Annotated in this window: 15 protein-coding genes; 12 read left to right on the plus strand and 3 right to left on the minus strand. The window is 67.2% G+C overall.

What is annotated here, in order from left to right; translation table 11 throughout:
• Positions 1-19 precede the first annotated feature (19 nt).
• Positions 20-3,163 (plus strand): ABC transporter substrate-binding protein, encoded by a 3,144-nt coding sequence (locus LZ199_RS29450; RefSeq protein ID WP_253997104.1) that lies wholly within the window; start codon positions 20-22, stop codon positions 3,161-3,163.
• Between the two features lies 1 nt (position 3,164).
• Here the strand turns inward: LZ199_RS29450 and LZ199_RS29455 are convergent, their stop codons facing one another.
• On the minus strand, positions 3,165-5,330 hold the full coding sequence (locus LZ199_RS29455; RefSeq protein WP_253997105.1) for a hypothetical protein: 2,166 nt from the start codon (positions 5,328-5,330) through the stop codon (positions 3,165-3,167).
• 68 nt (positions 5,331-5,398) lie between these two features.
• Positions 5,399-6,019 (minus strand): DedA family protein, encoded by a 621-nt coding sequence (locus LZ199_RS29460; RefSeq protein WP_253997106.1) that lies wholly within the window; start codon positions 6,017-6,019, stop codon positions 5,399-5,401.
• 140 nt (positions 6,020-6,159) lie between these two features.
• On the opposite strand from LZ199_RS29460, the gene LZ199_RS29465 reads away from it, so the two are divergent.
• Positions 6,160-6,477 (plus strand): hypothetical protein, encoded by a 318-nt coding sequence (locus LZ199_RS29465; protein ID WP_253997107.1) that lies wholly within the window; start codon positions 6,160-6,162, stop codon positions 6,475-6,477.
• A 9-nt stretch (positions 6,478-6,486) separates the two neighbouring features.
• On the opposite strand, the gene LZ199_RS29470 is transcribed toward LZ199_RS29465, so the two are convergent.
• On the minus strand, positions 6,487-7,674 hold the full coding sequence (locus tag LZ199_RS29470) for a DUF6183 family protein (RefSeq protein WP_253997108.1): 1,188 nt from the start codon (positions 7,672-7,674) through the stop codon (positions 6,487-6,489).
• Between the two features lie 251 nt (positions 7,675-7,925).
• Between LZ199_RS29470 and LZ199_RS29475 the strand changes: the two genes are divergently transcribed.
• The 10 genes from LZ199_RS29475 to LZ199_RS29520 all read left to right on the plus strand — a co-directional run bounded on the left by LZ199_RS29475 (position 7,926) and on the right by LZ199_RS29520 (position 26,105).
• Positions 7,926-9,287, plus strand: coding sequence for an amino acid permease (locus LZ199_RS29475; RefSeq protein ID WP_253997109.1), 1,362 nt, complete (start codon positions 7,926-7,928; stop codon positions 9,285-9,287).
• A gap of 287 nt (positions 9,288-9,574) precedes the next feature.
• A complete protein-coding gene (locus LZ199_RS29480) occupies positions 9,575-11,116 on the plus strand; it encodes a putative metal-binding motif-containing protein (RefSeq protein ID WP_253997125.1) in 1,542 nt (513 codons plus the stop codon).
• Between the two features lie 30 nt (positions 11,117-11,146).
• Positions 11,147-18,208 carry an RHS repeat-associated core domain-containing protein gene (locus LZ199_RS29485; RefSeq protein ID WP_253997110.1) on the plus strand — a complete coding sequence of 2,354 codons (7,062 nt, stop codon included), beginning with the start codon at positions 11,147-11,149 and terminating at the stop codon, positions 18,206-18,208.
• A gap of 697 nt (positions 18,209-18,905) precedes the next feature.
• On the plus strand, positions 18,906-19,712 hold the full coding sequence (locus tag LZ199_RS29490; RefSeq protein ID WP_253997111.1) for a barstar family protein: 807 nt from the start codon (positions 18,906-18,908) through the stop codon (positions 19,710-19,712).
• A 237-nt stretch (positions 19,713-19,949) separates the two neighbouring features.
• A complete protein-coding gene (locus tag LZ199_RS29495; protein ID WP_253997112.1) occupies positions 19,950-20,681 on the plus strand; it encodes a methyltransferase in 732 nt (243 codons plus the stop codon).
• 174 nt (positions 20,682-20,855) lie between these two features.
• Complete coding sequence (locus LZ199_RS29500; RefSeq protein WP_253997113.1) at positions 20,856-21,290, plus strand: SMI1/KNR4 family protein; 435 nt, start codon at positions 20,856-20,858, stop codon at positions 21,288-21,290.
• A 732-nt stretch (positions 21,291-22,022) separates the two neighbouring features.
• Complete coding sequence (locus tag LZ199_RS29505) at positions 22,023-22,352, plus strand: hypothetical protein (RefSeq protein WP_253997114.1); 330 nt, start codon at positions 22,023-22,025, stop codon at positions 22,350-22,352.
• Positions 22,353-22,392: 40 nt separating this feature from the next.
• Entirely contained in the window at positions 22,393-22,845 is a 453-nt protein-coding gene (locus LZ199_RS29510; RefSeq protein ID WP_253997115.1) for a hypothetical protein, read from the plus strand.
• A gap of 303 nt (positions 22,846-23,148) precedes the next feature.
• Positions 23,149-24,747, plus strand: coding sequence for a putative metal-binding motif-containing protein (locus tag LZ199_RS29515; protein WP_253997116.1), 1,599 nt, complete (start codon positions 23,149-23,151; stop codon positions 24,745-24,747).
• A gap of 29 nt (positions 24,748-24,776) precedes the next feature.
• Positions 24,777-26,105: a SpvB/TcaC N-terminal domain-containing protein gene (locus tag LZ199_RS29520; protein WP_253997117.1), complete on the plus strand. Its 1,329-nt coding sequence runs from the start codon at positions 24,777-24,779 to the stop codon at positions 26,103-26,105.
• The last annotated feature ends 185 nt before the right edge of the window (positions 26,106-26,290 follow it).

The following is a 26,290-nucleotide window of genomic DNA, read 5'->3' on the forward strand; positions in this document are numbered from 1 at the left end:
GGGTAGCCTCAGCCCTTCCATGGGCGCCAAACGGTACCTCTTCGCGTTCGGCCTGGCGGCCGGCCTGCTGTCCGCGCTCGTGTTGGGGGGTGTCCTCCAGTTGAGCGGTCAGCAGATGGTGGCGTCCTCGTGGCTGGCGCTCCTGCTGGCCACGCCCGTGCTGTACCTGACGGGCGGGTATCTGGCGTGGTTCCGCTGGGCGGCGCTGCGGCGGCTGGCGCGTCGGCGCGTCATGGCCCGGCTGGCGGAGGGAGACCTCACCACCACGGGCGGGCACAAGTACGAGGGGCACGAGGACGTGCGCCGCCTGGTGCTGTCGCTGCGCCGCGCGCTGTCCCAGGTGCAACGGGTGACGGCGAACCTGCACCGCACCAGCACGGACGTGAGCGAGCAGGCCCGCATGCTGCTGGAGGCGGCGCGGCGCCAGGGCGGCGCGGTGGAGCGCACGCTGCACTCCGTCAGCGGCATGGGCGGCAGCCTCCAGGTGGTGGGCAAGCGCGTGCACCAGTTGGAGGTGTTCGCCGTCGACACGACGGGCGCGCTCCTGGAGATGACCGAGCGGCTGGAGCAGGTGGTGGAGTCGCTGTCGCAGGTGAACGACTTCGCCAATCACACCACGTCGCTGATGCAGGCGATGAGCGAGCGGCTGGCCAACATCGCCTCCTCCGGTGACGAGCTGGCGCGCTTCGCGAGCGAGGCGGAGGACTTCGTGGCGCTGGTGGAGGGCGGCATCGACTCCGTGCGCCGCCGCGCCAGCGAGACGAACCAGCTGGCGCTCGCGGTGACGGCGACGGCCGAGCGCGGCGAAGTGCTGGTGGCCGACAGCGTCAAGGGCATGTACCGGGTGGAGGAGACGGTGCGCAAGGCCGCGGAGCTGATGGGCACGCTGGGCTCGCGCTCCACGGAGATTGGCCGCATCGTCGACGTCATCCAGGAAATCGCCGACCAGACGAACCTGCTCGCCCTCAACGCCGCCATCATCGCCGCGCAGGCGGGCGTGCACGGCCGGCCCTTCGGCGTGGTGGCCAACGAGATTCGCAACCTGGCCGAGCGCACCACGCGCTCCACGCGCGAAATCGCCGCCATGGTGTCCGGCGTGCGCGACGCGGTGCTGACGGCGGTGGCGCTGGTGCACGAGGGCCGCGAGCAGGCCACCGCGGGCGTGGCCCTGGGAGACCGCGCGTCCGAGGCGCTGGTGGAGATTCGCTCGATTACCCAGCGCACCTTCAGCGCCGTGGAGGCCACGGTGATGGAGACGCAGCGACTGGAGGCCCAGGGCGCCACGGTGGTGGAGGCCAGCCGCCGCGTGGCCCGCCGCGTGGAGGACGTCACGCGCATGGCGATTGAGCAGTCCGGTCACGCGCGCGAGCTGGTGCGGCAGACGCAGGAGATGGCCCGCGTGGGCCATGGCGCTTCACAGAAGGCGGAGGACCAGGCGCGCACGGGCCGAGACTTGTCGGAGTCCGTGGTGCGCCTGAGCGCGGCGATTGAAGAGCTGCGCACCGCCAACGTGGTGCTCACCAAGGCGGACTCGTCCATTCGCGAGGAGGTGGCGCAGGTGCGCGAGGACGCGCGCCGGGTCATCCGCATCGGCGACGGGCTGACGCGCACGGTGGACCAGCTGGGCCACGAGGCGCTGGGCCTGGAGACGGAGGTCTTCCGCTTCCGGCTGCCGGAGCCGCGCACGGGCGGCATGCTGCGCGTGGTGCTGCACCAGGCGGCCTCGCTGCGAAACCGCCAGGCGGTGGACCCGCTGTTCAGCGTGGAGAACCAGCTGTCGGAGCTGACCGCGTGCGCATTCTCCGGGCTGGTGCGCCTGGAGGACGGCGGGCTGGAGCCGGACCTGGCCGAGCGCTGGGACGCGGACCCCTCCGCGCGCCGCTACCGCTTCTATCTGCGCCGGGGCGTCACCTTCCACGACGGCGCGCTGCTGACGGCGGGCGACGTGAAGCGCCACCTGGAGCGGCTGCTGGACCCGGCGGTGCGCTCTCCGGACCGCAGCCTCCTGGAGGACGTGGAGGGCGCGCCCGAGTACACGTCGGGCCTGGCGCGCGAGGTGTCGGGAATCGAGGCGCTGGACGACGCCACGCTGGAAATCCGGCTGCGCGAGCCCAAGGCGTTCTTCCTGCACCTGATGGCGCTGACGCCCACGGCGGTGGCGCGCGTGGACTCGAATGGCAGGCTGGTGGGCACCGGCCCCTTCCGCGTCATGTCGCTGGAGCCGGAGCGCGTGGTGCTGGAGCGCAATCCGTCCTACTGGCGCACGGGCGCGCCGCTGTTGGACCGGCTGGAGTTCCAGTTGGTGAACTCGCGGCAGGAGGCGATGACGCGGCTGCGCGAGGGCGCCGCGGACCTGGTGTCCTTCCTCTCCGCCGAGCACGTGGAGGTGCCGGGCCTGGAGGCCTTCCAGGTGCTGGCCAGCACCACGCCCTCCACCGCCTTCGTGGCCCTCAACCTGCGCGAGCCGCCCTATGACGACGTGCGCGTGCGACGCGCGCTGCGCGCGGGCATGGACATCGTCGGCGCGGTGGAGCAGTTCCACCCGGGCGCCCGCGTGGCGCGCACGCTCACCCCGCCGGAGCTGATGGGCGGCGCGGAGGTGGGGCCCATGCCCGCGCCCGACGTGGCGCTCGCCGAGCAGCTGCTCCGCGACGCGGGCCTGCGCCGGCTGCGACTCACCCTGCACCACCCGGCGGGGCGGGACACGTCGGCCGAGGACGCGGTGCTCTTCCGCCCCTTGTTGCAGGCGGGCCTCCTGGAGTTGAAGCACGTGGAGATGGCGCCGGAGGAGTACTCGGCGCGGCTGCGCGAGGGACGCGTGCCGGCCTTCCGCACGCTGTGGCTGGCGGACTTCCCGGACCCCGACACGTTCCTCTACTTCCTGCTGCACTCCAGCGCGCAGACGGTGTACCCGCTGGGCTACCGCAACCCGGAGCTGGACCGCATCACCGCCGAGGCGCGCGTGTCCATCGACCCCGGGCTGCGTCAGCAGCTCTACGTGCGCGCCGAGCACCTCTTCCGCGACGACTGTCCGCTCATCCCGCTGTACCACGAGCGGGTCCACGCGGCGGCCAGCGCCACGGTGCAGGGCCTGCGCCTGCACCAGACGCCACCGCAGGTCCGCTACGAGGACCTGTGGGTGGACCCGAACAGCGCCGAGTGACTCACGGCGACTCGCGCCGCGTGCTCCCCGGCGTGCCGTGTCGCTGGGGCCAGCCGCGCGGCTCCACCTGGATGCCGGGGCCCATGCCGTAGGACTCCAGCTTCCACACGCCGTCGCGCTCCAGCACGACGAGCAGCTTGTCCTCGAAGAAGGACGCACCCGCCACCACCGTCGGGCGCCCCGGCAGCGGGCACATCCCCAGCTTCTGGCCCTGCGCGAAGAGCTGGAGCCACACCTGCCGCCCATCCGGCCGCTCCGTGTCCGAGAGCACGCCCACCGCGCCGCCCTGAATCAGCGCCGCGTCATGCAGCGTGCCGGGCTCCGTCGCGAAGGGCAGCACGTCCACCTCCCACGCCACCTGTCCCGTCGCCGAGTCCACCGCGCGCAGCACCGTGCGCTGCTCCTCGGGCGTGCACGGCAGGCCATCCACGCGGTCGCAGGACTGGGCGAACAGATAGCCCGGGGTGCCCTCCGCCGTGAGCAGCGCGGGCTCGGCCAGCGGCGTCAGCGTGCGCGTGCCCGCATCCCACTCCACGGCCTGTTGGAAGCCCCCATCCGCGACGTAGAACTCCCGCGCGCCCACCATCAGCCGGCCCCCCGCCACCGCGAGCGACGCGAGGCCCTGCGCCACGCCGCCATCCATCCCGAGCGTGGTGAGGGTCACCTGCGTACCGCCGTCCGGCGACAGGTCGGCGCGCTCCAGCCGCTGGTTCCCCGTGAAGCGAAAGGCGGTGTCCTCCACGTCGACCACGACGCGGGCCTCCCCTCTCCACAGGTCGACGGGCCCCGCGCGCACGAGCGAGCCCGCGTCCTCGCCACGTCCGGAGAGCCAGACCCACCGCTCGCGACTGGGCCTCGGAAGAGGCCCCACGCCGCCGTCCGGGTCCTCCTCGGGCATGGGACCCCAGGACACGTGCGCGACGACCTCGCCGCTCGAGTTCAGCGCGACCTGCCCCGCCGCGACATGCCCCACCCACGCTCCCGCGTCCACGTCAGCCCCCATGGACTCCCACGAAGCCTCCCACTGTCGAGCGCCCGGCCCGCGAGGGGCATAGGACTCCAGTCCTTGCGGAGCGAGCACCACCACGCCCGCATCCGACGCGGCCAGCAGCGTGCGGGAGCCTCCGTCGGGATAGGGCGACTCGTAGCGCAAGAGGCCGCCCTGCGTGAAGGAGACGAGCCGGCAGCCCGCGTCACCGCCGCACACCGAGGTGAACAGGGAGCCCTCCTGGACCAGCAGCGCGGGCTGGCCCACGGGCGCTCCGCCCAGGTCCTGGCTGAAGTCGACCGGAAGGTCTCCCGCATCGGGCTTCTCGCACTCGCCATCCTGACAGGTGCCTTCACCCTGGCACGCGGTGGCGGGCGCGCAGACCACGCCATCCGGCGTGGGCAACTCCTGACATGAGCCCCTGAAGCACAGGTTGGATTGCTTGCAGTCCACCGGGCCGCACGGGATGAAGTCCTTCGCGTCCACCTCCTCGCAGCCGTTGTCGCGGTCGCACACGCCCACCTTGCACGGGTTCTTCGGCACCGGACACGCGACGGGAGACGTCACACACCCCAGGGCGGGCGAGCACCCATCCACCGTGCAAGGGTTGTCGTCGTCACACGAGCGTTGAGAGCCCACGCACGCGCCCGACTCGCAGCGGCCGTTCGTCTGGCAGCGACTGGTGGGGATGCAGGTGGCGCCATCCCCGAGCGCCCGCTCCACGCAGGTGCCGGTGGCCAGGTCGAAGCTCGATTCATGACAGGGGCTGGAGGGGACGCAGTTGAGCGGCCTCACGCCGAGCCCCGTGAGGCGCACCGTCTCCGTGCGTCCCGCGCCCGTCAGCGTCAGCGTGCCCTCCGCCGCGCCGTTGCCCGCGAGGAAGTCCACGTCGACGGCGACGGTGCCACTGCCAGGCACCGTCACCTCGGCGACGTCCACCGTGAAGGGCGAGCCAGACGAGGCCTGCACCGTGACGCTGGCGCGCCCGGTGGCCAGCAACGTCACCTGACGCCGCGTCAGCGAGCCCTCCAGCGCGCGACCGAAGTCGACCGCTTCCTCCTGGGGACGGAAGCCCTGGCGCGCGCCTCCTGTGCCCGGGTCATCTCCACAGCGGCAGCCCGCCACGGACAGCACGAGCGCGACGAGCAACGAAGTCCCTGGGTGGATGCGCGAGGCCATGGAGGTGACTCAACCGCGCCGGACCGGGGCCACGCAATGTCGGCGTGGAAGGCAGTCCGCCCATGGACTCAAGGCCCGGGGGCGGGCGCCCGTCGCCGAGCGAACATGCGCACCAGCACCGCCACCACGCCCACCGCCACCAGGCCCACCACCGCGTACTGGTAGCGGCTCATCAGCGCCGTCAGCTTCTCGAGGTTGCCGCCCACCGCCACACCCAGCGCGAGCACCAGGCCCGTGTGCGCCATGGCCGACACCGCGCCCAGGCCCAGGACGTTGACGCGAGGCATGCGCGCGGCGCCCGCGGCGACGAAGATGAGGCCTCGGATGCCCGGCAGGAAGCGATTGGCCAGCAGCAGCCACGGCCCGTTGCGCCGCATCCGGGCCTGCACCTCTTCCAGGCGCGCGTGGGTGATGCCGAAGTAGCTGCGGCCCGGGTGCGCATCGAAGCGCCCCGCCAGCCAGTGGCCCACCGTGTAGTTGATGGCCGCGCCCACCACGCTGCCCGCCGTCACGACGAGGAAGACGAGGAGCCACGGTTGCGAGCCGCGCACCGCGTACACGCCCCCCAGCAGGGTGATGGTGTCTCCGGGGAAGGGTGGAACCACGTACTCCAGCGCCGCCGCCAGCCCCAGCACCAACAGCCCCAGCGGGCCGAGCGCTCCAATGAGCTGGTCGATGTATTCCACCATCCGCGCGAACAACCTCCTCCGGGTGCCAGACACCCGTCATAAGGCGGCCCCGGCGGAGGGGAAAGCGTTGGTGGTGGATGGTGAACAGAGCCAGGAGCGCGCGAGTGCCAGGACGTCGGCTATGCTTCGCGCCCATCGCCATGATTCTTCCGCGCCATTGGGACAGGCTCACCGCGGCCCTGCACGCCGTCGACTTCAACGGGAATCCCGAGGAGGCGTGGCGGTTCCTCGTCTACCAGGGGTTCACCGAGGACTCGGAGGACGGCCTGCGGTTCTTCGAGGACGTCGTCCGAAGGAACCGGGACATGGACCACCCGACGGGCAGCGGTCCGGTGAGCTTCATCTCCACGGAGCTGACGCACGAGCACCTCGTGCAGCGCATCCACCCGAAGGACCCGGAGGGGCGCGCCTCGAAGCGCGCGTTCCTCCTGTGGAAGCGCAGGAACACGCCCGCGTGACGCATGGCCCTACGGGGCCTCGGGTTCGTCACGCACCGCGAGCAGCGCGAGCGACGTGCCTCCGGGACGCAGACAGACGACACCCAAGCACGGAGTCCCTCGCGAGGGGTCGACCCGTGGCACCTGGAAGCGGTACCACCTGCAGCCCTTCAGCCGGGCCGACAGTGCCGACGCCTCCAGCGGTGCGTCAAAGCCACTGAGCCCCGCCAGCGTGCGCCACAGCGCGAGCCGTCCGTACGCCGCGCCCTCCGCGCCCTGCCACCCGCTCGCGCCCAGGGCCGCCAGCGAGAACAGCTCCGGCACCAGCTCAGCGGGCTTCGTCCGCTCACAGTCCACGGGCGAATCGCCGCGCAGCAGCTCCAGGTCCAGGTCGACGAGCAGCGAGGTGATGCTGTCGGGAGGGGCCAGGGGGAGCGCGGGGCGCAGCTTCAGCACGCGCTGCTCGACCTGACTGGGAAAGCCATCATCCCCCCGTCCCGAGATGACGGCGGCGAGCGCGTGAGGCACGGGCTCGTCTCGCACCACCAGCTTGACGTTGGGCGTGGTCATCTCGTCCTCGTCATCCTCGTTCGAAGCACCGGACATGGCAGCGGAGAGAGAGCCGACCGCATAGGCGAGGTCGTCGACGCCCAGCTCCCGCCCCAGCGCGGACTCCCAGGGCATGCGCGTCAAGGGAAGTACCGCCAGCGGATGCTCCTGGTCGGCGAGCGTCGCCCACAGCTCGCGCACCAGTGGCTCCTGGTCCAAGGCAGCGCCACGAAGGACAAGCTCCTGCACGGCGCAGGCGAACACCTCCCTGAGGTCGTCGGGGCCCTGACGTCGCGCCAGCAGCTCGACGAACGTCGCGGCGGAGCGGTGCGAGGCCAGCAGGTGGGCGAAGTCTCGGGCCCGTCGCGCGGAGGAGTGCCGTCCCTGGAAGCGCGAGTCGCGGGGCTGGCGTGCGAGCTCCAGCAGGGCCAGGGCACTCTCGAGCCGCGCGTTCCGGGCGAGCACCTCTTCCACCCGGTCGGAGAGGGAGTGCAGCCGCCAGCGCTCCTCGGAGGGCGTGGACTCCTGGCGCGCCTCGAGTCCAGCGGCGAGCGCCACCAGCGTCTCGAAGTCACCCTGCTCGCCCAGTCGCTCGACGCGCGCGAGCAATTCCCTCAGGCCGGAGGAGGTGCTGACTTCGTCGAGGAGCGCGCTCACCGTCGAATTCATGGCCGGGCAGCCTAGAGGAACAGGCGTCGGGGGTGGCGCGGAAAAGGAATGACAGCCAACGCTCGGGACTGCCCGGGGTGCGAGGCAACGCGCTGCACACCCCATCGCGGTGGGCCGGACATTCAATCGCGCACGTCGTGCGAGGTGGCTCCCTTGACGCACGGCAGCGTCATTGGGAACTCCCTGGCGAGAGGTAGACCGACATGACAGGGCCGTCTCCCCATTCCCCCGCGAGCCGCCCTGGTCAGGGGATGAACTGGCCAGCGATGGGGCTGCTGTCGGCCTCGGCCGTCATCAACCTGACCAACGTCGCGGCGATGGCCGAGTACGGGCTGGGCTCGGTGGTGCTGTACCTCATCCCCGCGCTGGTCTTCCTGCTGCCCGCGGCCTTCATCGCCGCGGAGCTGGGCAGCACCTGGCCCGGAGGTGTCTTCACGTGGGTCCATGAGGCCCTGGGGGAGAAGTGGGCGTTCTGCGCCGCATGGCAGCAGTGGGTGCAGAACGTCATCTTCTATCCCCTGCTGCTGTCCTTCGCAGCGGGCAACCTCGCGTACGTCGTCTCGCCGGAGCTGGCGCGCAGCGGCCCGTTCAATGGCGTCTTCGTGCTCGCGGGCTTCGGACTGTGCGCGGCGGTGGCCATACGCGGCGTCGGTCACGCCTCGCGGTTCTCCGTGTGGGGCGTGGTGCTGGGACTCGTGTTCCCCACGGTGCTGCTGACGGTGCTGGCGGCGCTGTACCTCCTGGGGGGCCACGCGTCGGCCACGCCGCTGGAGGCGAGTCACTTCCTGCCGCCGTGGTCCGGCATCGGCGGACTGGTGCTGGTGGTGGGCAACTTCCTCGCCTACGGCGGCGTGGAGGTGAGCGCGGTGCACGTCCGGGAGATGAAGGACGCGCGCCATGGCTACCCCAAGGCCATGGTGCTGATGGCGCTGCTCGCCACGCTCATCTTCGTGTTCTCCACGCTGGGCGTCGCCGTGGCCGTCCAGAGCAAGGACCTGGACTTGAGCGCGGGGCTCATCCAGGCCTTCGAGACGTACCTGTCTGTGTATGGATTGAAGCGGGTGGCGTCGGTTTTCGCGCTGCTGTTCCTGCTCGCCACGCTGGGCACGGTGCTCACCTGGATACTGGGCCCCAATCACAGCCTGTTGCTGGTGGGACGCAAGGGATTGCTGCCGCCGTTCTTCCAGCGCACCAACGTCCATGGCACTCCCACGGCGCTCCTGGCCACGCAGACCGTGCTGGTGGCGCTGCTCGCCCTGGCGTTCTTCGTCGCGAAGGACGTCAATCAAGTCTATTGGGCGCTCGCGGCCATGACGACACAGCTCTACATCCCCATGTATGGGCTGCTGTTCGTGTCGGCGTTGAAGCTGCGTCGCACGCGCCCCGACGTCCCGCGAGGCTACCGGGCCCCCGCCCTGCCCCTGCTTGCCTGGGTGGGAATCGTGTCCTGCACCCTGGCCTTCATCGTGGGCTTCGTGCCCCCCAAGCAGCTCCAGGTGAAACAACCCATCGCCTATGTGGCGCGACTCGGAGGACTCGTGTTCACCCTGGCCGCCGTGCCCTTCGTGATCTACGCGCGCAGACGGCCGGAGTGGCGACAGCCGCACCCGTAGTCCCCCGCTGAAACAAGACGCCTGCCTGGTCGCTCCTCGCGCGGTGCCGCGCATTCACGCGCATGGCGAGAGCGCGCGCACGCGCTGTCCCGATGTGTCGTCGACGCCCGCATCGACGGAATGTCACGACCCGGTTGGATGCGTCGCTGCGTATTCGCCATGGAGGGGTGCCCCCCAACCCGCATCCCTGGCCGCGAGTCTCTCCTCGCTCACCACGAAAGTTCTCCATGTCTCGAACTCCCGAGGCCCACGCATGGCCGTGGCGTCTCAGCACGTCTTTATTGACAGTGCTCACGCTGCTGGCCCTGGGACCCGCCGCCCTCGCCGCCCCCGCGACAAGCTCCGCCATCAGCTCCCAGCCGGAGGGGCCACAGCTGATTCCTCCCGAGTGCCCTGGCTGTGAGCCAGACCCCAACTGCGAGCCGGAGTACTGCGACGGGGTGGACAACGACTGCGACGGCCAGATTGACGAGGGTCTCAGGCGCACCATCTATCGCGACGCGGACGGAGACGGGCATGGCACGGGGGCAGGCCAGCAGGGCTGCCTGGAGCCGGGCTGGGCGCTCAACAACAACGACTGCAACGACTCCAACGCCGCCGTATGGCAGGGCGGGCGGTTCTACCGGGACGCGGACGGAGATGGCTACGGCGCGCCCGGCATTTGGGTGGACGCCTGTGGCCGCCCTGCTGGCTACGTCACGGATGCCACCGACTGCAATGACGGCAATTCCACCGTCAAGCCGGGAGTCAACAAGCAGTGTGGAGTAGGAGCCTGCGCCCGGAGTGTGCAGGCCTGCGTCAACGGCGTGGAGCAGGCCTGCGTCCCCTACGCGGCCTCCCCCGAGATTTGCGACAGGGTCGACAACAACTGCAACGGCCAGGTGGATGACCTTCCGCCCATCTCCTGCGGCACCGGAGCCTGCCAGCGCACCGTTCCGGCATGCGGCAACACTTGCGAGATGGTGGAGGTCGGACACGACAAGCCACCCAAGGAGGTGTGCACGTGGGGAGACAACGCCTGCGAGCCGGGCTTTCCCTCCACGGAGACGTGCAACAACACGGACGACAACTGCAACGGCACCGTGGATGAAGGCGTCCTGCTCACGTACTACCGGGACAACGACGGGGACGGCTACGGCGCCGGCGCTCCGCTCGGCAGCGCGTGCAGCGCGCCCGGCGGCACCGCCACCAACAGCCTGGACTGCAACGACGCGAACGCCGCGGTGAAGCCCGGAGCGATGAAGCAGTGCGGCGTCGGTGCCTGCGCCAGGAGCGTCCAGGCCTGCGTCAACGGCGTGGAGCAGCCCTGCACGCCGTACGCCCCGCATCAGGAGATCTGCGACAAGGAAGACAACGACTGCAACGGGCAGGTGGACGACCTTCCCCTCATCTCCTGCGGACTGGGCGCCTGCCAGCGAAGCGCGCCTGCATGCGGCAATCTGTGCGAGTGGGTCGAGGTCGGGGACGGAAAGCCGCCCAAGCAGTTCTGCGAGTGGGGTGAGTACGGCACGTGCACGCCGGGCACTCCGACTCCGGAAGCGTGCGCCAATGGCATCGACGAGGACTGCACCGGCGTCGCCGATGACTCGAGCGACAGCTCGAAGTGGTCCACCTTCTATCCAGACCGGGACCATGACGGCTACGGCACCCACTGGGACGCGACGACCCAGTGCATGCAGCCTCCGAACACGTCCAGGAATCCAGGCGACTGTGACGACACCCGGGCCGACACGAAGCCAGGTGCCGCTGAAATCTGCGACGGCATCGACAACAACTGCTCGGGGTCGCTGGACGAAGGAAATGTCTGCGACCAGTCCCTCTGCCAGTAACCCCTTTCGACTCATCCTGGTCCATTTCACATGAGACACGACTCACGCTCTCCGCGTCCCCCTGGACGCCTCAAGCGGTTCGCCGCGAACACCATGCTGCTCCTCTATGGCACGCAGCTCTTGAGCAGCTGTGTGCCTTCGGGCGCGCCCTCGGAACGCAATGGCGCCGTGGAATCCTCACGTGCCCGGTCCACCTCGACGGACAACATTCCCTTGGAGCTGCGTCCGGACACGATTCTCGACACCACCTCCGCCATCCCCGAGGCGCCCGGCATCACGCCCTTCACCGCGGACGTGACGGCCGATGGTTCGGCCGCCGTCTCGATTCCGCTCTGGACTCCCCCGGGACGCGCGGGCATTCAACCCTCGCTCGCCATCGTCTACGACAGCCAGGGCAGTGATGGGCTGCTCGGTCCGGGCTTCAACCTGGCGGGCCTGTCTCAAATCACGCTCTGCCCCAACTCGTTCGCGCGCGACGGAAGGCTCCAGGCCGCGGACGTCCGCCACTGGGTGCTGCCGTCGGGACCCGGCGCCTACGAGCGCGTCTATTGTCTGGATGGCGCGCGACTGGTGCGTCCCAGCACGTATGAGTTCAAGACGGAGGTGGACTCGTACACCTCCATCCGCATTCCCAGCGGCGACAGCCACCTCGACCCGGCGACCTTCGAGGTGCGCGGACGCGATGGACTCATCCGCGTCTACGGCAAGACGACCACGGTCTCCGGGACCCAGCGAGACGACGCGCGCATCCGGGGCTTTCACAGGGGCTTCAAGAGAGGCACCGTCGATGTCCTCGGAGAAACCTACGAGACAGGCAACATCGAGACAATCGACGCAAGTGTCGTGACCATCACCTGGGCGCTCGCCTCCATCAAGGACCGCTTCGGCAACCAGATGGATGTGTATTACGACCAGGCGCCCGCCGTCGACGCGAACTCCGTCGCCTGGCATCGCCCGTCGCGCATCACCTACACCAGCTTCCGCCACGAAGGCGTCAACCCGGAGACCCAAGCACCGGAGGTCGCCGTCGAGGACGCCCAACGTGAGGTCACCTTCGAGTACGAGTCCAGGCCGGACACCTTCACCGGCTACCTCTCGGGGGTGAAGGTCGGACGCGACTTCCGGCTGTCGCGCATCAACATGAAAGGCCCTGGCCTCGCTCCCGGTGCGAGCACGGTCTCCACAATCCCGCTGCGCTCCTACAAGCTGAAGTACTTCCCCGGCACCGTCAGCAAGCGCAGCCTGCTGACCGAGCTGCGCGAGTGCGACGGCCGCGACGTCTGCAAGACGCCCGTTCGCTTCGACTGGGAGCAGGGCTCCTGGGAGTTCGACTACCTGCCAACCATCAACGTGAGCAATGCCAAGGCGGGCGCGGGGCTCAGTGCCTTCGGCCTGGGCGCCGGCCGTCAGGGCCTCGCGTACTTCACGGGCTCCGTCCTCAAGGACGAGAACGATTACAACAATCCCACGGATTACACCGTGCAGCACTGGGAGGACCGGATGCGGTTGTTGCAGTATCCGGACGCCACCTCCACCACACTCACTCCCTCTGATAGCAGCGGTCACGTCGTCTGGTACCCCTACTTCAACAATGATGGGAACCCTGTCGGCGGCGGAAGCTCGAACCACTTCTGTGGCAATCGCGCGGACCGCAATCTCTTTCCCCTGGTGACGGACTGGGATGGTTCAGGCCGCTCCACCGTGGTCGGGCTCTCGTGTGGCTGGGGCCTGTTCGACGGGAGTCCCTTCTACACTCCCGTGTACGGCCACAAAGTCGATCCCCAGAACGATGCTCTCTATGTCGTCGGGACCGAGCTGAATCCCCAGTACTGGCTGGATGTGGATGGTGACCGGCGCAATGAGCGCGTGTGGGTGGGGCGCCACCAGGACGACCTCCAGAATCCGACCATCCCGGACCCTTCCATCACGCGTCGTGTCGTTGTCGACAAACCCATTCCCACCACCCTCCGGCCGCCCTCGGTGCAGACCAGCAGGGCGAACTCCAAGTCACCGACGGTCTACAACCAGAGTTCACGCATCGGCGTGCGCGTGGCGGACCTGGATGGCACCGGCAAGATGAGCCTGGTGGGCCTGGGCACGAACGGGAGCACGTACCTGGATGCGGTCAGCTTCCGGGAGGTCTCCTCGGGCACCTCCACCGCTGGCGAGCTGCACGTCGTACGGACCACGTTGCGCAAGCCCGCCAACTGGTCGCCGTTCTTCCCGAACCTGTTCGCGTTCACCTTCGACTTCATCGACGTGAATGGTGACGGCCTCCAGGACGCAGTCACGCTGGGTCAGCCCGTGGCGACCGACAGCAGCCTCAAGCTCCTGGTCCAACTCAACACCGGCAAGGGCTTCGCCGAGGTGCGGGAGACGGTGCTCCCCAGCAGCTTCACCACCGTGCTGCTGGGCGCCAAGACGGAGCACGGCGACTTCGACGGCGATGGCCGTGTGGACCTGGCCATCTTCCGGCAGGGTTCGCCGGTCCAACTGCTGCTGGCGGGTCCCCAGGGGCAGTTCACCCAGCTCATGAACCTGTCGATTGTCCCCAGCGGGGACAACAAGGAGTGGTCGCAGGTCGTCGACGTCAACAACGACGGTGTCCTGGACTTCACCTATCGCGTGGGCAACGAGCTGCGCATCGCGCGCCGTCAGAAGCCGGTGGACGAGCTCAAGCGGGTGCACGGCAACATCCAGCTCGCCACCTACCAGGGTTACTCCGGCCTGAGCTACTCGTTCGAGTACGCGCCGCTCTCCCAGGAGAACCCGCACGGCGCCGTCACACCGAGCGAGCCTTTCTACGCCAAGAGCTACACGGAGACGACGACGAAGCCGTGGCTGCGCCTGGCGCCCGAGTCGATGCGCGTCGTCTCGCGCATGTCCATCCACTCCAACGAGCAGCGCATGCGGAGCTGGCGGCATCTCTATCGCACCGGGCTCTCCGACACGCGGGGCCTGGGCTGGAAGGGCTTCGGTCAGCACATCGTCATCGACGAGGCGACGGGCACTCGCACCACGACGACCTACGACAACGTCTCCTCGGTGGAGGGGGCGGAGCGCAGGGCCATGGCGCCCCTGGCTCATCTTCCGACGGAGGAGCTGACCGAGGTGCCGCTCGACGCGAACACGCGGCTCGAGACGAAGCGTCAGTGGACGTACGCACGCACGACCCAACCCCACACCGCGAGCTACCAGCAGTACGCCACGCGCGTCGTCGAGACGGGTCGCGAAATCAAGAACGGCTCCGCGACGGTGGTCTCCGAGACGGAGACGCTCACCTCACTGGATGCCCACGGCACGCCGGTGTCGCAGACCGTGCTCACCCACGGCGCGGCGACGACCGAGCAGGTGACGTCCATCACGACGCCGAACTTCAACACCGCCGACTGGCTGTCCCAAGGCACCTGGGTCGTCACCACGTCCTGGATGTCCTGCGCCAGGGCACCCGGGGTCGGCTGCTCGGGACCGCCCGATGCCGCCAACGTTCGCACGCAGCACGTGGAATACGAGTCGCACGGTCAGGTCAAAAGCGCCGAGAACGAGCCGTCGTTCCTCGGTGAGGCCGTGACCGCCACCACCTCGGAGACGTACCTCAAGACGGTCTTCGACCGCGGCGCCAAGGGCCTCGTCGAGAAGGTCTCCCAGCACGGGGCCAATGGCATCACTCGCAGCGAGTCCGTGACCTACGACAGCCGCGACCAGACGCAGTTGGCCACCACCACGGACGCAGAGGGCCTCACCTGGCGCTACCTCTTCCATCCGGGCCTGGGCGTCCTCGCCCAGACAGCCGACCCGAACGGTGTCCACGTGCGCCTCCAGTACGACGGCTTCGGCCGTCAGCGCATCGTGACGCCGCTGTACCAGGGGCCCTCGGTGGCCCCCGCGAACAAGTCCATCGTCGAGACGTTCTACGAGTGGGGAGGCACGCTGCCGCGGCACCGGGCGCGGGTCGCCACCCAGAGCGGGACGGTGGATGAGACCATCACCCGGTTCGACACCCTGGGCCGTCCGGTGACGACCGAGTCCTCGCGTATGGATGGTCAGCCGGTGACCTCCTCGCTCACCTACGACGCCCTCGGGCGCGTGGTGAGGACGGAGAGCCCGCGGACCAGCTCCGAACAGCCCACCTGGGAGATCCACGAGTACGACGCGCTCAACCGCGTCACCGCGCGCCGCTTCGGCGATGGCACCACGGGTCTCTCCGGCAGGCTCGTCGAGAGCTTCAGCTACGTCTCGCCCGCGCCCTACGTCTCGCAGGCGATGTCCACGGATGCGCTCGGGCAGGTGAAGAAGACGCTGGTCGACTTCCGGGGACTGATGACCCAGGCCACCGAGGCCGTGGGAACCGCCAAGGAAGCGACCATGACGTACTCCTACGGCCCCTTCGGCCGTCTGGAGCACACCGACGACCCGGCCAATCACCGCAGCTCCCGCTTCTATGACGCCAAGGGGCGACTGGAGCGCACGACCGACCCCAACGCGGGGACGCGGCTCTTCGTCTACAACGCCTTCGGCGAACTCAAGGGCCACTCGGATGCTCCCGTGGGCGCGGCCGGTCGCCTCACGACCACGTTCGAGCGGGATTTGCTCGGCCGGGTCGTCGTGGCCACGAACGAGCAGGAGTCGCTCCGGTATTGGTATGACGAGGGGCCGGGCGGAAAGGGCCGACTGACCCATGCGAGCCGCACGCCGGTGGGCAACCCTGGCGGACTCGTCGACACCCGCTACCTCTACGACGCCTTCGGCCGCGAGACGGGCATCTCCCAGCAGGTGGGTGGCACCACGCTCGACCTCGGTCGTGAGTATGACGACTACGGCCGGGTCAGTCGCCTCACCTACCCCGCGCAGCTCAACGGCCAGCCCTTCTCGATTGGCTACTCGTACACGAACCAGGGTGAGCTCTCGAACGTCTATCGCCCCAATTACTTCACGAACTACTGGAGGGCCTACGAGAAGGACAGTGCGGGCCGGCTCAAGACGGCGCATTACGGCAACGGTGTCTCGCGTGCCTTCCGCTATGACACCCAGGGACGCCTGCGCTTCACCGAGGCCAAGAAGAACCTCACCGAGGTCCAGCGGCTGGCCTACGAATACACGGCCAATGACAACCTCGCCGCGCGTCATGACCTCGTGGTCGGCGTCACGCAGAAGTACACCTACGACGCGCTCGACCGCCTCGAGCACTGGAAGGTGCAGCAGAACTGCCAGACGCTCGACGTCCAGTTCCAGTACGACAAGCTCGGCAACATGCTCAGCCGCTCGCCCGTCTCCGGCTGGGAGCCTTCCGCGAACCTCCAGTACACGGGCGGAACCTCGGGTGGACCTCACGCCGTCAAGCAGGCCCAGCTCGGCGCCGAGTCCTTCACCTACGAGTACGACCACCGCGGCAACCAGCTCGCGACTCGCGATGCCCAGGGCGCGCTGGTGCGCTCGGTGCAGTACACCCCCTTCAACCTGCCCGGGAACATCACCTCGTCGAGTGGCACCGTCCTCTTCGACTACGACGCCTCCGGCACGCGGGTCCGCAAGCGCTCCGATGATGGCCTGGAGGAGACCGTCTACGTCGGCGGCCTCTATCAGCGCCGCAAGCAGGGTTTGACGGTCACCCACATCGTCAGCATCCCCAGCCCCGAGGGTGTCGTCGCCGAGCTGTCGTGGAACGAAGGCTCCACTTCCGAGTCCACGCGCTACTTCCTCAACGACCCACAGGGCAGCCCCGACACCGTCACCGACGCCTCGGGCACCGTCCTCGAGCGCATCAAGTACGAGCCTTTCGGTGGCAAGCGCCAGGCGACGAACCTCGCCCAGGCCTCCACGACGAACCACTCGGGCGCGCGCAGGGGCTACACCGGGCACGAGCAGGATGACGAGCTGGGTCTCATCAACATGCGCGGGCGCATCTACGACCCTCGCTTGATGAAGTTCCTCAGCGTGGACCCGGTCATCGCCGAGCCAGGCTCCACGCAGGCGTACAACGCGTACTCGTACGTGCTCAACAACCCCACCCGCTACACCGACCCCAGCGGCTTCACGCCCTATGGGGGAAGTCTGGTGAGCACGTGGGGGAGTGGCTGGACGGGAGCGCCCCAGTCGAACCAGAGCTTCATCATGAGCGCGCTGGAGCGGCACCTGTCCATGCCGGGCCCGTCCCTGTACCTGCCCAGCGTCGACTTCAAGGTGCCCAGCGTCCAGTCCCTCGACGACACGAGGACCCAACCCGATGCGCGTCACAGCAACGACATCGGTCAGAGCTCGGGCTCGTCCAGGTCCGGCCTGACGTCGCTGCTGACCACTGCCTCGGGCGCGATGAACACCATCGCGGACAAGGTCCCGTGTGGGTTCGACCTCAACTGCCGGCTCAGCATGTCCATGGCCAAGGGACAGCTCGAGTCGATGGTCGCGGCCTCGGAGGCCTATGACAGGTATGCGCCCGTCAGCAAGCTCGCGGCGGCCAGCTTCGCCATCAACGAGTTCATCCCGTTCGTGTCAGCGGGACAGAGCGTCCTGGATGCAAAGTCGGCATGCGGGAGCGGCGCTGTCGGCGGCTGCGTCGTCGCATCGGGGAAGGCGACCTTCTACACGCTCGCCTCTGGCGCCAGCATTTTTTCCGCCCTCGAATCGGGAGGAGGAATCGCATCCTCCCTTCGAGGCGCCGTAAGGACTGCCCGTGGTGGCATGGCGAAGGCGATGCGGTCCGCAAAGGGACTGTCGCTTAATAGCTCAAACCTCGCGATGGGGGTCGAACGCGCCTCGCCCGAGCTGATATCCAGCATTCGGAGTCAGGGCAGGACGGTCGACTTTGCTACCCCGGGGAGCGAAGAGCTTCGCTACCTTGACTACATTGGGGCCGAAGCGAACGTCGGCGGGCCCGACCTCACGCACATCCTTCTGCGCGAGAATCCTAGTAAAGCCGCCGTTCTCGAAGAGTTCCTTCATGGGACGCAGTGGCGGCTAGGCATCATTGAGCGCCTTGGCGTCCCAAAAGCTGAAACCCATGTGAAGAGCTTCATGATACGGCATCAGCGAATGCTCGGTCTCAGTGGACCGGATGTAGCCGCACTGCAGCAACTGATGGAGGCCGGTTTGTGAAGACTTCTCGCGAGATCTCTCCGTTCACGTTGAGCGTCGAAGACGTCTTCGTGCTCGGCACTGGCGTGATGGTGTTCGTGGGGCACCTGCAATCGGGATTGCCATCCGTGCTGGCTCCATGCGAAGCCGAACTATTCGTTGATGGGCACTCAAAAGGCGTTATTCACCTTGAGTCAGAGCGAATGGGGGGCAGAGGAAAGCCAGGGCTGCGGGCCGTAGAAGCCAGAGTTCCGCTCGACGCCGATGAAGTCAGAGGGAGGTCATGCCTCTTGGTGCATCGGTGAGCATTCTCAAGCACATTTTTACGGCCCTTTAACCGGGCGAGCCATTCACAGGGAGAAGGTCTTCTGGCTCCGCATGTTGGCCCCAATAGCGGGCTGATATGCGGAGCAGTTGCTTGAGTCAGAACAGGCGAACGGGAGAGCACGGACGCGAACGCGAAGGACCTCAAAGTCGAAGTCATCTCACCGACTCATAGGCCCGCCGTGTTACCTGTGAGGCCGGGTTCCAGTCGCGCGATGCGTTGCGCACGTGAGCGGTCGTGGCGCACGCGGTCCGCCCCATCTTGCCGAGATTCGGCGATGCCTACTTCGGGCGCTGGATCGGCGCATCAAGGAGGCCTGATGGCCCGGACGTTGCACGGAGTCATGGTGCCTGGAATATCCTGAGCTTTCTTACGTGAGCTGATAGCGCACCCATGCCACTTCACTTCGTCAAGAAGCCGGGAGAACTCCAGCCCGCCGGGGCGCATGTCGGACGCATCTCCGCCGGCATCTCGAGCAAGCAGCAGTTGATGAACGCGCTCGAAGCAGCGCTCCGGTTGCCAGCCTACTTCGGGCAGAACTGGGACGCGCTCTCGGATGCGCTCAGGGACCTCTCTTGGCTTCCCGCAGGAAAGATCTCCCTCCTCCACCACGAACTTCCCACCCTCTCCACCGAAGACCTCGGTGCCTACGTGCGCGTGTTGGAGGAGGCCTCCCGGAGCTGGCGGCCTGGGGAGGCCTATTCGCTGGATGTGGTGTTTCCGCGGAGCTGTCGTCACCGGGTCCTGGCGCCACTCGGCGACCTCCGTCCCAGATCTCCCTGGCGACGGCTCAAGGCGGAACTGGCCAGGGCTGGCGGCCTTTCCTATCCAGTCGAGCGTGAGTTCACCTCACTGAAGGCCGAGGGCTTCGACTTCGTGATGAGCATCGTCGAGCAGCGTGACGGGTCAACGCGTCAACTCGCAAATGCGCTCTCGATGGCATTCACGATGCGACATTGGGACCGGACACGTCTTGCGAGAGCACTCCCCAGCCTCTGCATTTACGAAGAGCGCGGACTGAGGGAGACTGCCGTACGCATCCTCCTCATCCTGCTCGACTTGAACAGGATGGCCCCCGGTGAACGAATCCCGTACGACGATGCTCGTTCGTGCGCGGCGCTCCTTCACAAGGCCCTTGCCTTGGGCGTCCAGGAGAATACAGAGGCCGTCGCGCGCAAGCACCTCGCGCGAATGTCCTGACCATCGCGCCTTCAGTGGCCCTTCGCGCGTGGGTGGCCGGCATCTTCCGACTCGGCATGCCACCCCTCTCCTGCCGCTCTGCCTGCCGGCCCGGAGCCAGCCTTGGATGAAGGCGGCGAGCCCGAACTCGCCAGACAATCCGCCGATGCGGCCTGAATCCCCGCCCTACCGGCCTGGCCTCCCGACGCGCATCCTCGAACAATGTCCCGCCTCCAGCGGGCTCATCGAGGACACGTCATGGCCCATGAACACGCCGAGCACTCCGCCCACCACATCGTGCCGGGCTTCGGCGCCGACCGCGCCGCCCACTACGACGCCCAGGCCGCCATCAATCTCGCCGGCGCCCAGGCCATGTATGAACTCGGTGTCAGTGCGCTGACCGCCCAGCTCGACGGGCAGGAGGCCGCCTCCCTGCTCTTCGTGGGCATGGGCACGGGCACGGAGCTGCTGCCCTATCTGCGCTTCGATGTCCCCGGCTGGCGCTTCACGGGAGTGGACCCGTCCGAGGCCATGCTCGATGTCGCACGTAGGCGCCTGGAGACCGAGGGCCTGCTTTCTCGGACGCACCTGCACGTGGGCGAGCTGAAGACCCTGCCTCCCGGCCCACTCTTCGACGGCGCGCAGATGATGGGGGTGCTGCACCACGTGGAGGGAGCGGATGCCCGCCTTGAGTTGCTGCGAGAGGTGACCCGAAGACTCAAGCCCGGAGCGCCCTTCGTCGTGGGTTGCCGCGTCGGCAATGACCCCGAGCTGACGAACGTGGAGTTCCGGCGGCTGCGGGCCCATGGAGTCCCCTCCGAGGCGCTGGAGAATCGGCGCAAGCGCATGGTGGAGATTCGCCCCATCGAGTCCGACGCGGCCATGTTCGAGATGCTCGCACGGACCTCACTGGTGGCCCCGCGCCCCATCTTCGTCTCATTGCAGTTCAAGGTCTTCCTTGCCCGCTTCGAGCCTGAGGCAAAGCGCTGAAGCTCTATCGACGGCGCTCGTGAGCGAAGGGCAGGCGTGCGCCGCAGGCCGCGCCTCCCACCTCCTCCGTGTCGACCTCCATATAGGGGTTCCAGGTCGAAGCACGTCCCAGCCCTGGACTCACGTGGGTATGCTGGTCGCTGGGGCTACAGGTCAGCCCTCGGGAGGAGCCCCTTGAGTCCCACCAGCGCCATCGAGACAGATGCCGTGAAGCGGCCCCTGCTGTTCCGCTGGAGGAGTCCCCTACCCGAGGACACGCTCCGCCACTGGGCCATGCGACACGGAAGTGTCCCACCGGACTTGCTGCGGTTCTGGTCGTCGACGGGAGGCGGAGAGGCGTTTGAAACGGAGACGCTTCTCTCCCCCATTGGAGAGCCAGCAACCGGAGACGACATCGACGGCGTCACCTCCAGTTGTCGGAGGGCAGGACTTCCGCCCGACTGGGTCGTCTTCCATGTCGGCCTCGGTCTCTCCGCCTTTCACCCGATTGACGGGCGCCTTGCCTGGTTCGGCCAGCGGACGGGTGAGCCAACTCAGGTCTTCGACTCGTTTGATGGCTGGTATCGAGGTACGCTGCGCCCCGAGTACGCGGACCGCTATGCGCTCTGAGCACCTCGCATGCAAGCTCCCGAGAAGCTACGGGTCCATCAACTCAACGTGAGCGCCAGCGAAGTGCGCCGCTCTCCTCTCCAAGTAGCCTCCGGTGTAGCCATGGCATTCATTCGCGGAAACAAGTGCGGCATCTGTGAGGAGGCCATCAATGAGACACTTGGCGCCTCACTCCCCCATTTCGTGAGGAATCGACTCCATTCGGCCCATGTGGCAGCCTGGCCACGCTTCGAGAAGCTCCGCACGTTGATAGAGGAACTCGAACACGCAAGGAGGTACGTAGGCCCCCCATCTGCGCCGAGGAGTCCTCGCTTCAATCTTCTCGTAGATGGCTCCCAATGACCGAAAAGAACTTGAGAGAGTATCGAGCAATCATCCTGCTCGGGGGCCGCGCTCAGACTCAGCCTGGTCTACCGGTAACCGTGATGGCAACCGACGGTGACGAGGCCTACGTGCTTCTCCAGGAGAAGTATGGCAAGGGCACCGTCTTCGACCTGTACAATGAAGAGGATGCAAACACGATTCGATAACCATACCGGCTGAAAGAGCAGCTCGGTACGGGGGACGACGGAGCAAAACCTGACCTCCCCGCCCAATGGCGTCGGTCGGCAATTCGCCGCATTTCCCTTTTACGCCCGAGGGGCACCACATTAAGTGTGAGAGAGGCACGAAGCCGGGCCACGCCCAGCCCGATACGCTCTCTACAAGGTGACGCTGGGGAGTATTTCCGCCATGGCACACTTCTTCTCGGGACACAGCATGTGTCGCATCTGTGAGCGCATCTTCAAGTCCACCAATGACTTGAGAATGTTCCCGGCCTTCATTCCACGCGGACATTCGCTGTGGACCTATTCCGATGGATGCTTCCACCTGACGTGCTTCGACAGCTGGGAGTGGCGCGCGACATTCCTGCAGCTCCATGGCGAAGCTCAGCAGCTTGATGCATCAATCCCGAAGGGCCTGACCCTGGAGGAGAATGAGGCGTGGCACTTGCGTCAGACCCTGGAGTGGCACCAGCGAATCCTGCGCGAGGACCCGCTGCGGTCCGAATCGTCACGCTGAGTCCCTCCAATCCAACCCGACGCCAGCCGACAAGACCCCCATGGCCCAAGAGACCCAAGATTCCATTCAGGGGTTTGAGTACGACTGGCTGGCCTGCGACCAGGAAGGATTCGTAGGCTTCTTCAGCACCGCGGGCGGTGGTTATGCGCCGGACGAGTTCCTCCAGGACGTCCACGCACACGACCAGGCGATTTCCGTCATCCGGTCCATGGCGCCGTGCACGGAGCCAGTACCTGAACCTGGGCAGCTCTCCGAACCTGGGGACCCTTGGCAACAGATGGCAGCGCGAGGGCTCTACGCCTTCGACTCCTCGTTCCACGGTGGCCTCTATCAACTCACCGCCGCACCAACGGACCCCGTGCGGCTCAGCGACCTCCCTGAAGCGGCGGCACGCGTCGCGGGGCAGCTCGTCTACCGGGGCCTCCGCTTCTCGGCGCTCAAGTCCATCAGTGAGGACCTGCTGCGGGCCCGGCCCGGACAGCCGCTCCCCTGACTGCCCGCTGGCAGCGCATTGGCCGTCATGAGCCATTCGTGCCCAGAGGAGCCAAGCTGATCTCAGCGTAGGTCTTTGCCCACCCAGCGCCGGCTGGATGCACGTCCAGCCCCGTGGACGGACTGCCCGCCCGCAATGTGGGCACGCGCCCCCAAGAGCTCTCGGCACGTCCATTGCTGAACACGTGGACACCGCGAGCGCATCTGGCGACCGCTGAGTCCTCCACCGGCGGGAGCCGGGCAGGTTCGGCCTGCAGCCAGACGTCTCGCGAGACGATTTCCTCGCCAGCTCTGAAAGCCCACCATGCCTCGAACCTCCTGTGCCGACACGCGGCAGTGGCACCTCCATGCCCGTCGGTTCGCACTCCTCGCCATCACCATGGCTCTTCCGACGCTGGCAGCGCAGCCAGCAGCCACACCGCTCTCACTGGATGCGGGAACGAGCGCGGTCCCCATGGGCTGCAACGGCTGCGAACCGCAGCCGGAGGTCTGCGAGCCCGAACGTTGTGATGGGCTCGACAACGATTGCGACGACCTCATCGACGAGGGAGTCACCCTCACCCTCTATCGAGATGCGGATGGAGACCAGAAAGGCGCCGGCCCTGGACGACAAGGCTGCCTTGCCCAGGGGTGGGTCACCAACAACAGTGATTGTGACGACAACAATTCCTCCCTATGGCAATGGGTGAGGTACTACCGCGACGCGGACGGCGACGGCTTCGGAGCCCCAGGCAACTGGAAGGATGCGTGCGGAAAGCCTGCCGGCTACGTCACGGATGCCACGGACTGCAACGATGGCTCGACATCCATCAAGCCCGGCGCCTTCAAGTCCTGTGGGATTGGAGCATGCACCAACAGCATCCCGGCATGCGTCAACGGTGCCGAGTCAGCTTGCATCCCCAAGCCCGCGACCACGGAAGTCTGCGACCAGGTCGACAACAACTGCAATGGACTGGTGGATGACCTGCCGCCGGTCTCCTGTGGTGTGGGCTTCTGCCAGCGAACCGTGGCGGCCTGCGCCAACCACTGTGAGTGGGAGGAGCCCCGCGATGGGAAACCGCCCGTTGAGGTGTGCACCTGGGGAGCAAATATCTGCCAGCCGGGCACGCCTCGAGCCGAGGTCTGCAACGGAGCGGACGACAATTGTAATGGGACCACTGATGAAGGCGTCCTGCTGACGCTCTATCGCGACGGGGACGGTGATGGGCATGGAGCGGGGGCTCCGATTGGAACCAGTTGCAGCCTGCCTGCCGGGACGTCCTCCAGCGGCCTGGATTGCAACGATGCCAACGCAGCGGTGCGCCCAGGTGCTCTGAAGCACTGTGGTGTGGGAGCCTGCGCGGCCAGCATCCAGTCCTGCGTCAACGGCGCCGAGCAGACCTGTACACCGCGTCCTCCCCAGACGGAGTCCTGCGACCAGGTCGACAACGACTGCAACGGGCAGGTGGACGACGTTCCGCCCAAGACGTGCGGCGTCGGTGCCTGCATTCGCAGCGTTGCCGCATGCGCAATGGGTTGCTGGGAGGAAGAGACCGAGGACGGCAAACCTCCAAGGCAGGTGTGCGAATGGGGAGACCATGGTGTCTGCGTTCCAGGACAGCCTCGTGCGGAGGTCTGTGCCAACGGCCTCGACGAAGATTGCAATGGCTCGCCCGATGACGCCAGCGACACGTCCACCTGGGTCCAGTTCTTCGCGGACCAGGACCATGATGGCCATGGCGCCAACTGGGAGCCCCTGAGCGCCTGTCGACAGCCCGCGAATACATCCCGGACTCCAGGCGACTGTGACGACACCCGGGCTGACATGAAGCCAGGCGCTGTCGAGGTCTGCGACGGAGTCGACAACAACTGCTCGGGGTCGCCCGACGAAGGCAACGTCTGCGACCAGTCCCTCTGCCAATAACCCGCATTCTTCTTTCGTGAACATCCATCATGAGACACGACTCTCAATCCCCGCGCCCTCCGGGACGCATCAAGCGCTTCGCGGCGAACCTCACGCTGTTCTTCTACGGCACGCAGTTGCTGAGCAGTTGCGTGCCCGCAGGTTCACCCTCGAATGAGGGAAACTCCGCGGAGGTCGTGCGTGCCCGTGCGGCGCTCGACACCATTCCCTTCGAGCTGCGCCCCGACACGATTCTCGCCACCACCTCCGCCACGCCCGAAGCTCCTGGCATCACCCCCTTCACAGCGAACGTGACGGCCAACGGCTCGGCCGCCGTCTCGATTCCGCTCTGGGTTCCCCCGGGACGTGCGGGAATCCAACCCTCACTCTCCATCGTCTATGACAGCCAGGGCAGTGACGGACTGCTCGGCCCAGGCTTCAATCTGGCAGGCCTGTCTCAGATCACCCTCTGCCCCAACTCCTTCGCGCGCGACGGCATCCTCCAGGCCGTGGACTTCCGCCATTGGCTGCTCCCGTCGGATAACCAGGTTTTCGACTTCTACAAGCGAGTCTATTGCCTGGACGGCGCGCGGTTGGCGCCTGCTGGCACTCGTGCATTCAAGCTGGAGCAGGATGCCTACGCCACCATCCGCATCCCCGACAGCAACATGCCCGCCAATCCAGAGACCTTCGAGGTGCGTGGACGCGATGGGCTCATCCGAACCTACGGGCGCGCGACCACGGTCCAGGGAGCGTCGCGAGATGACGCACTCCTCCGGGGCTTTCACAGGGGATTCAAGCGAGAGACCGTCGATGATGTCTTCGGTACAGGCATCTTCGAGACAGGCAACATCGAGACGACCGACTCAGGTGTCGCGACCATCACCTGGGCGCTCGCCTCCATCAAGGACCGCTTCGGCAACCAAATGGATGTGTATTATGACCAAGCGCCCGCCGTTGACGCGACGTCCGTCGCCTGGCATCGACCATCACGCATCGTCTACTCCAGCTTCCGCGGTGATGCCGTCGACCCGGAGCCCGGTTCGACGCCGGTCACCGCCGAAGACGGACGACGTGAGGTCACCTTCGAGTACGAGTCCCGGCCCGATACCTTCACCGGCTACCTCTCCGGCGTGAAGGTCGGACGCGACTTCCGGCTGTCACGCATCAACATGAAAGGCCCGGGCCTCTCTCCAGGTGGAAACACGGTCTCCACGGTCCTGCTGCGCTCCTACAAGTTGCAGTACCACCCCGGCGCCGTCAGTCGGCGCAGTCTGTTGACCGAGTTGCGCGAGTGCGATGGCCGCGACGTCTGCAAGACGCCCATTCGCTTTGACTGGGAGCAGGGCTCCTGGGACTTCGACTACATGCCGGCGTAACCGTTCAGGGGTGGTGTTGAGGCCGTCGTCGCGGTGTGCAACCCGTGGCGGATGCAAACGAAACCCACTGCGACGCTGGAATCGAAGATTGAACGACTGGTCCACGAGCACCTGGTGGAGCAGCAACGGCTGGTGAAGGCGGCGGTGGAGCGCGCGTTCTCGGTGTTGGCTCCCGCGCCCTCCGT

This window comes from Myxococcus qinghaiensis, assembly GCF_024198215.1.
In the GTDB taxonomy this organism is placed as follows: Bacteria; Myxococcota; Myxococcia; order Myxococcales; family Myxococcaceae; genus Myxococcus; species Myxococcus qinghaiensis.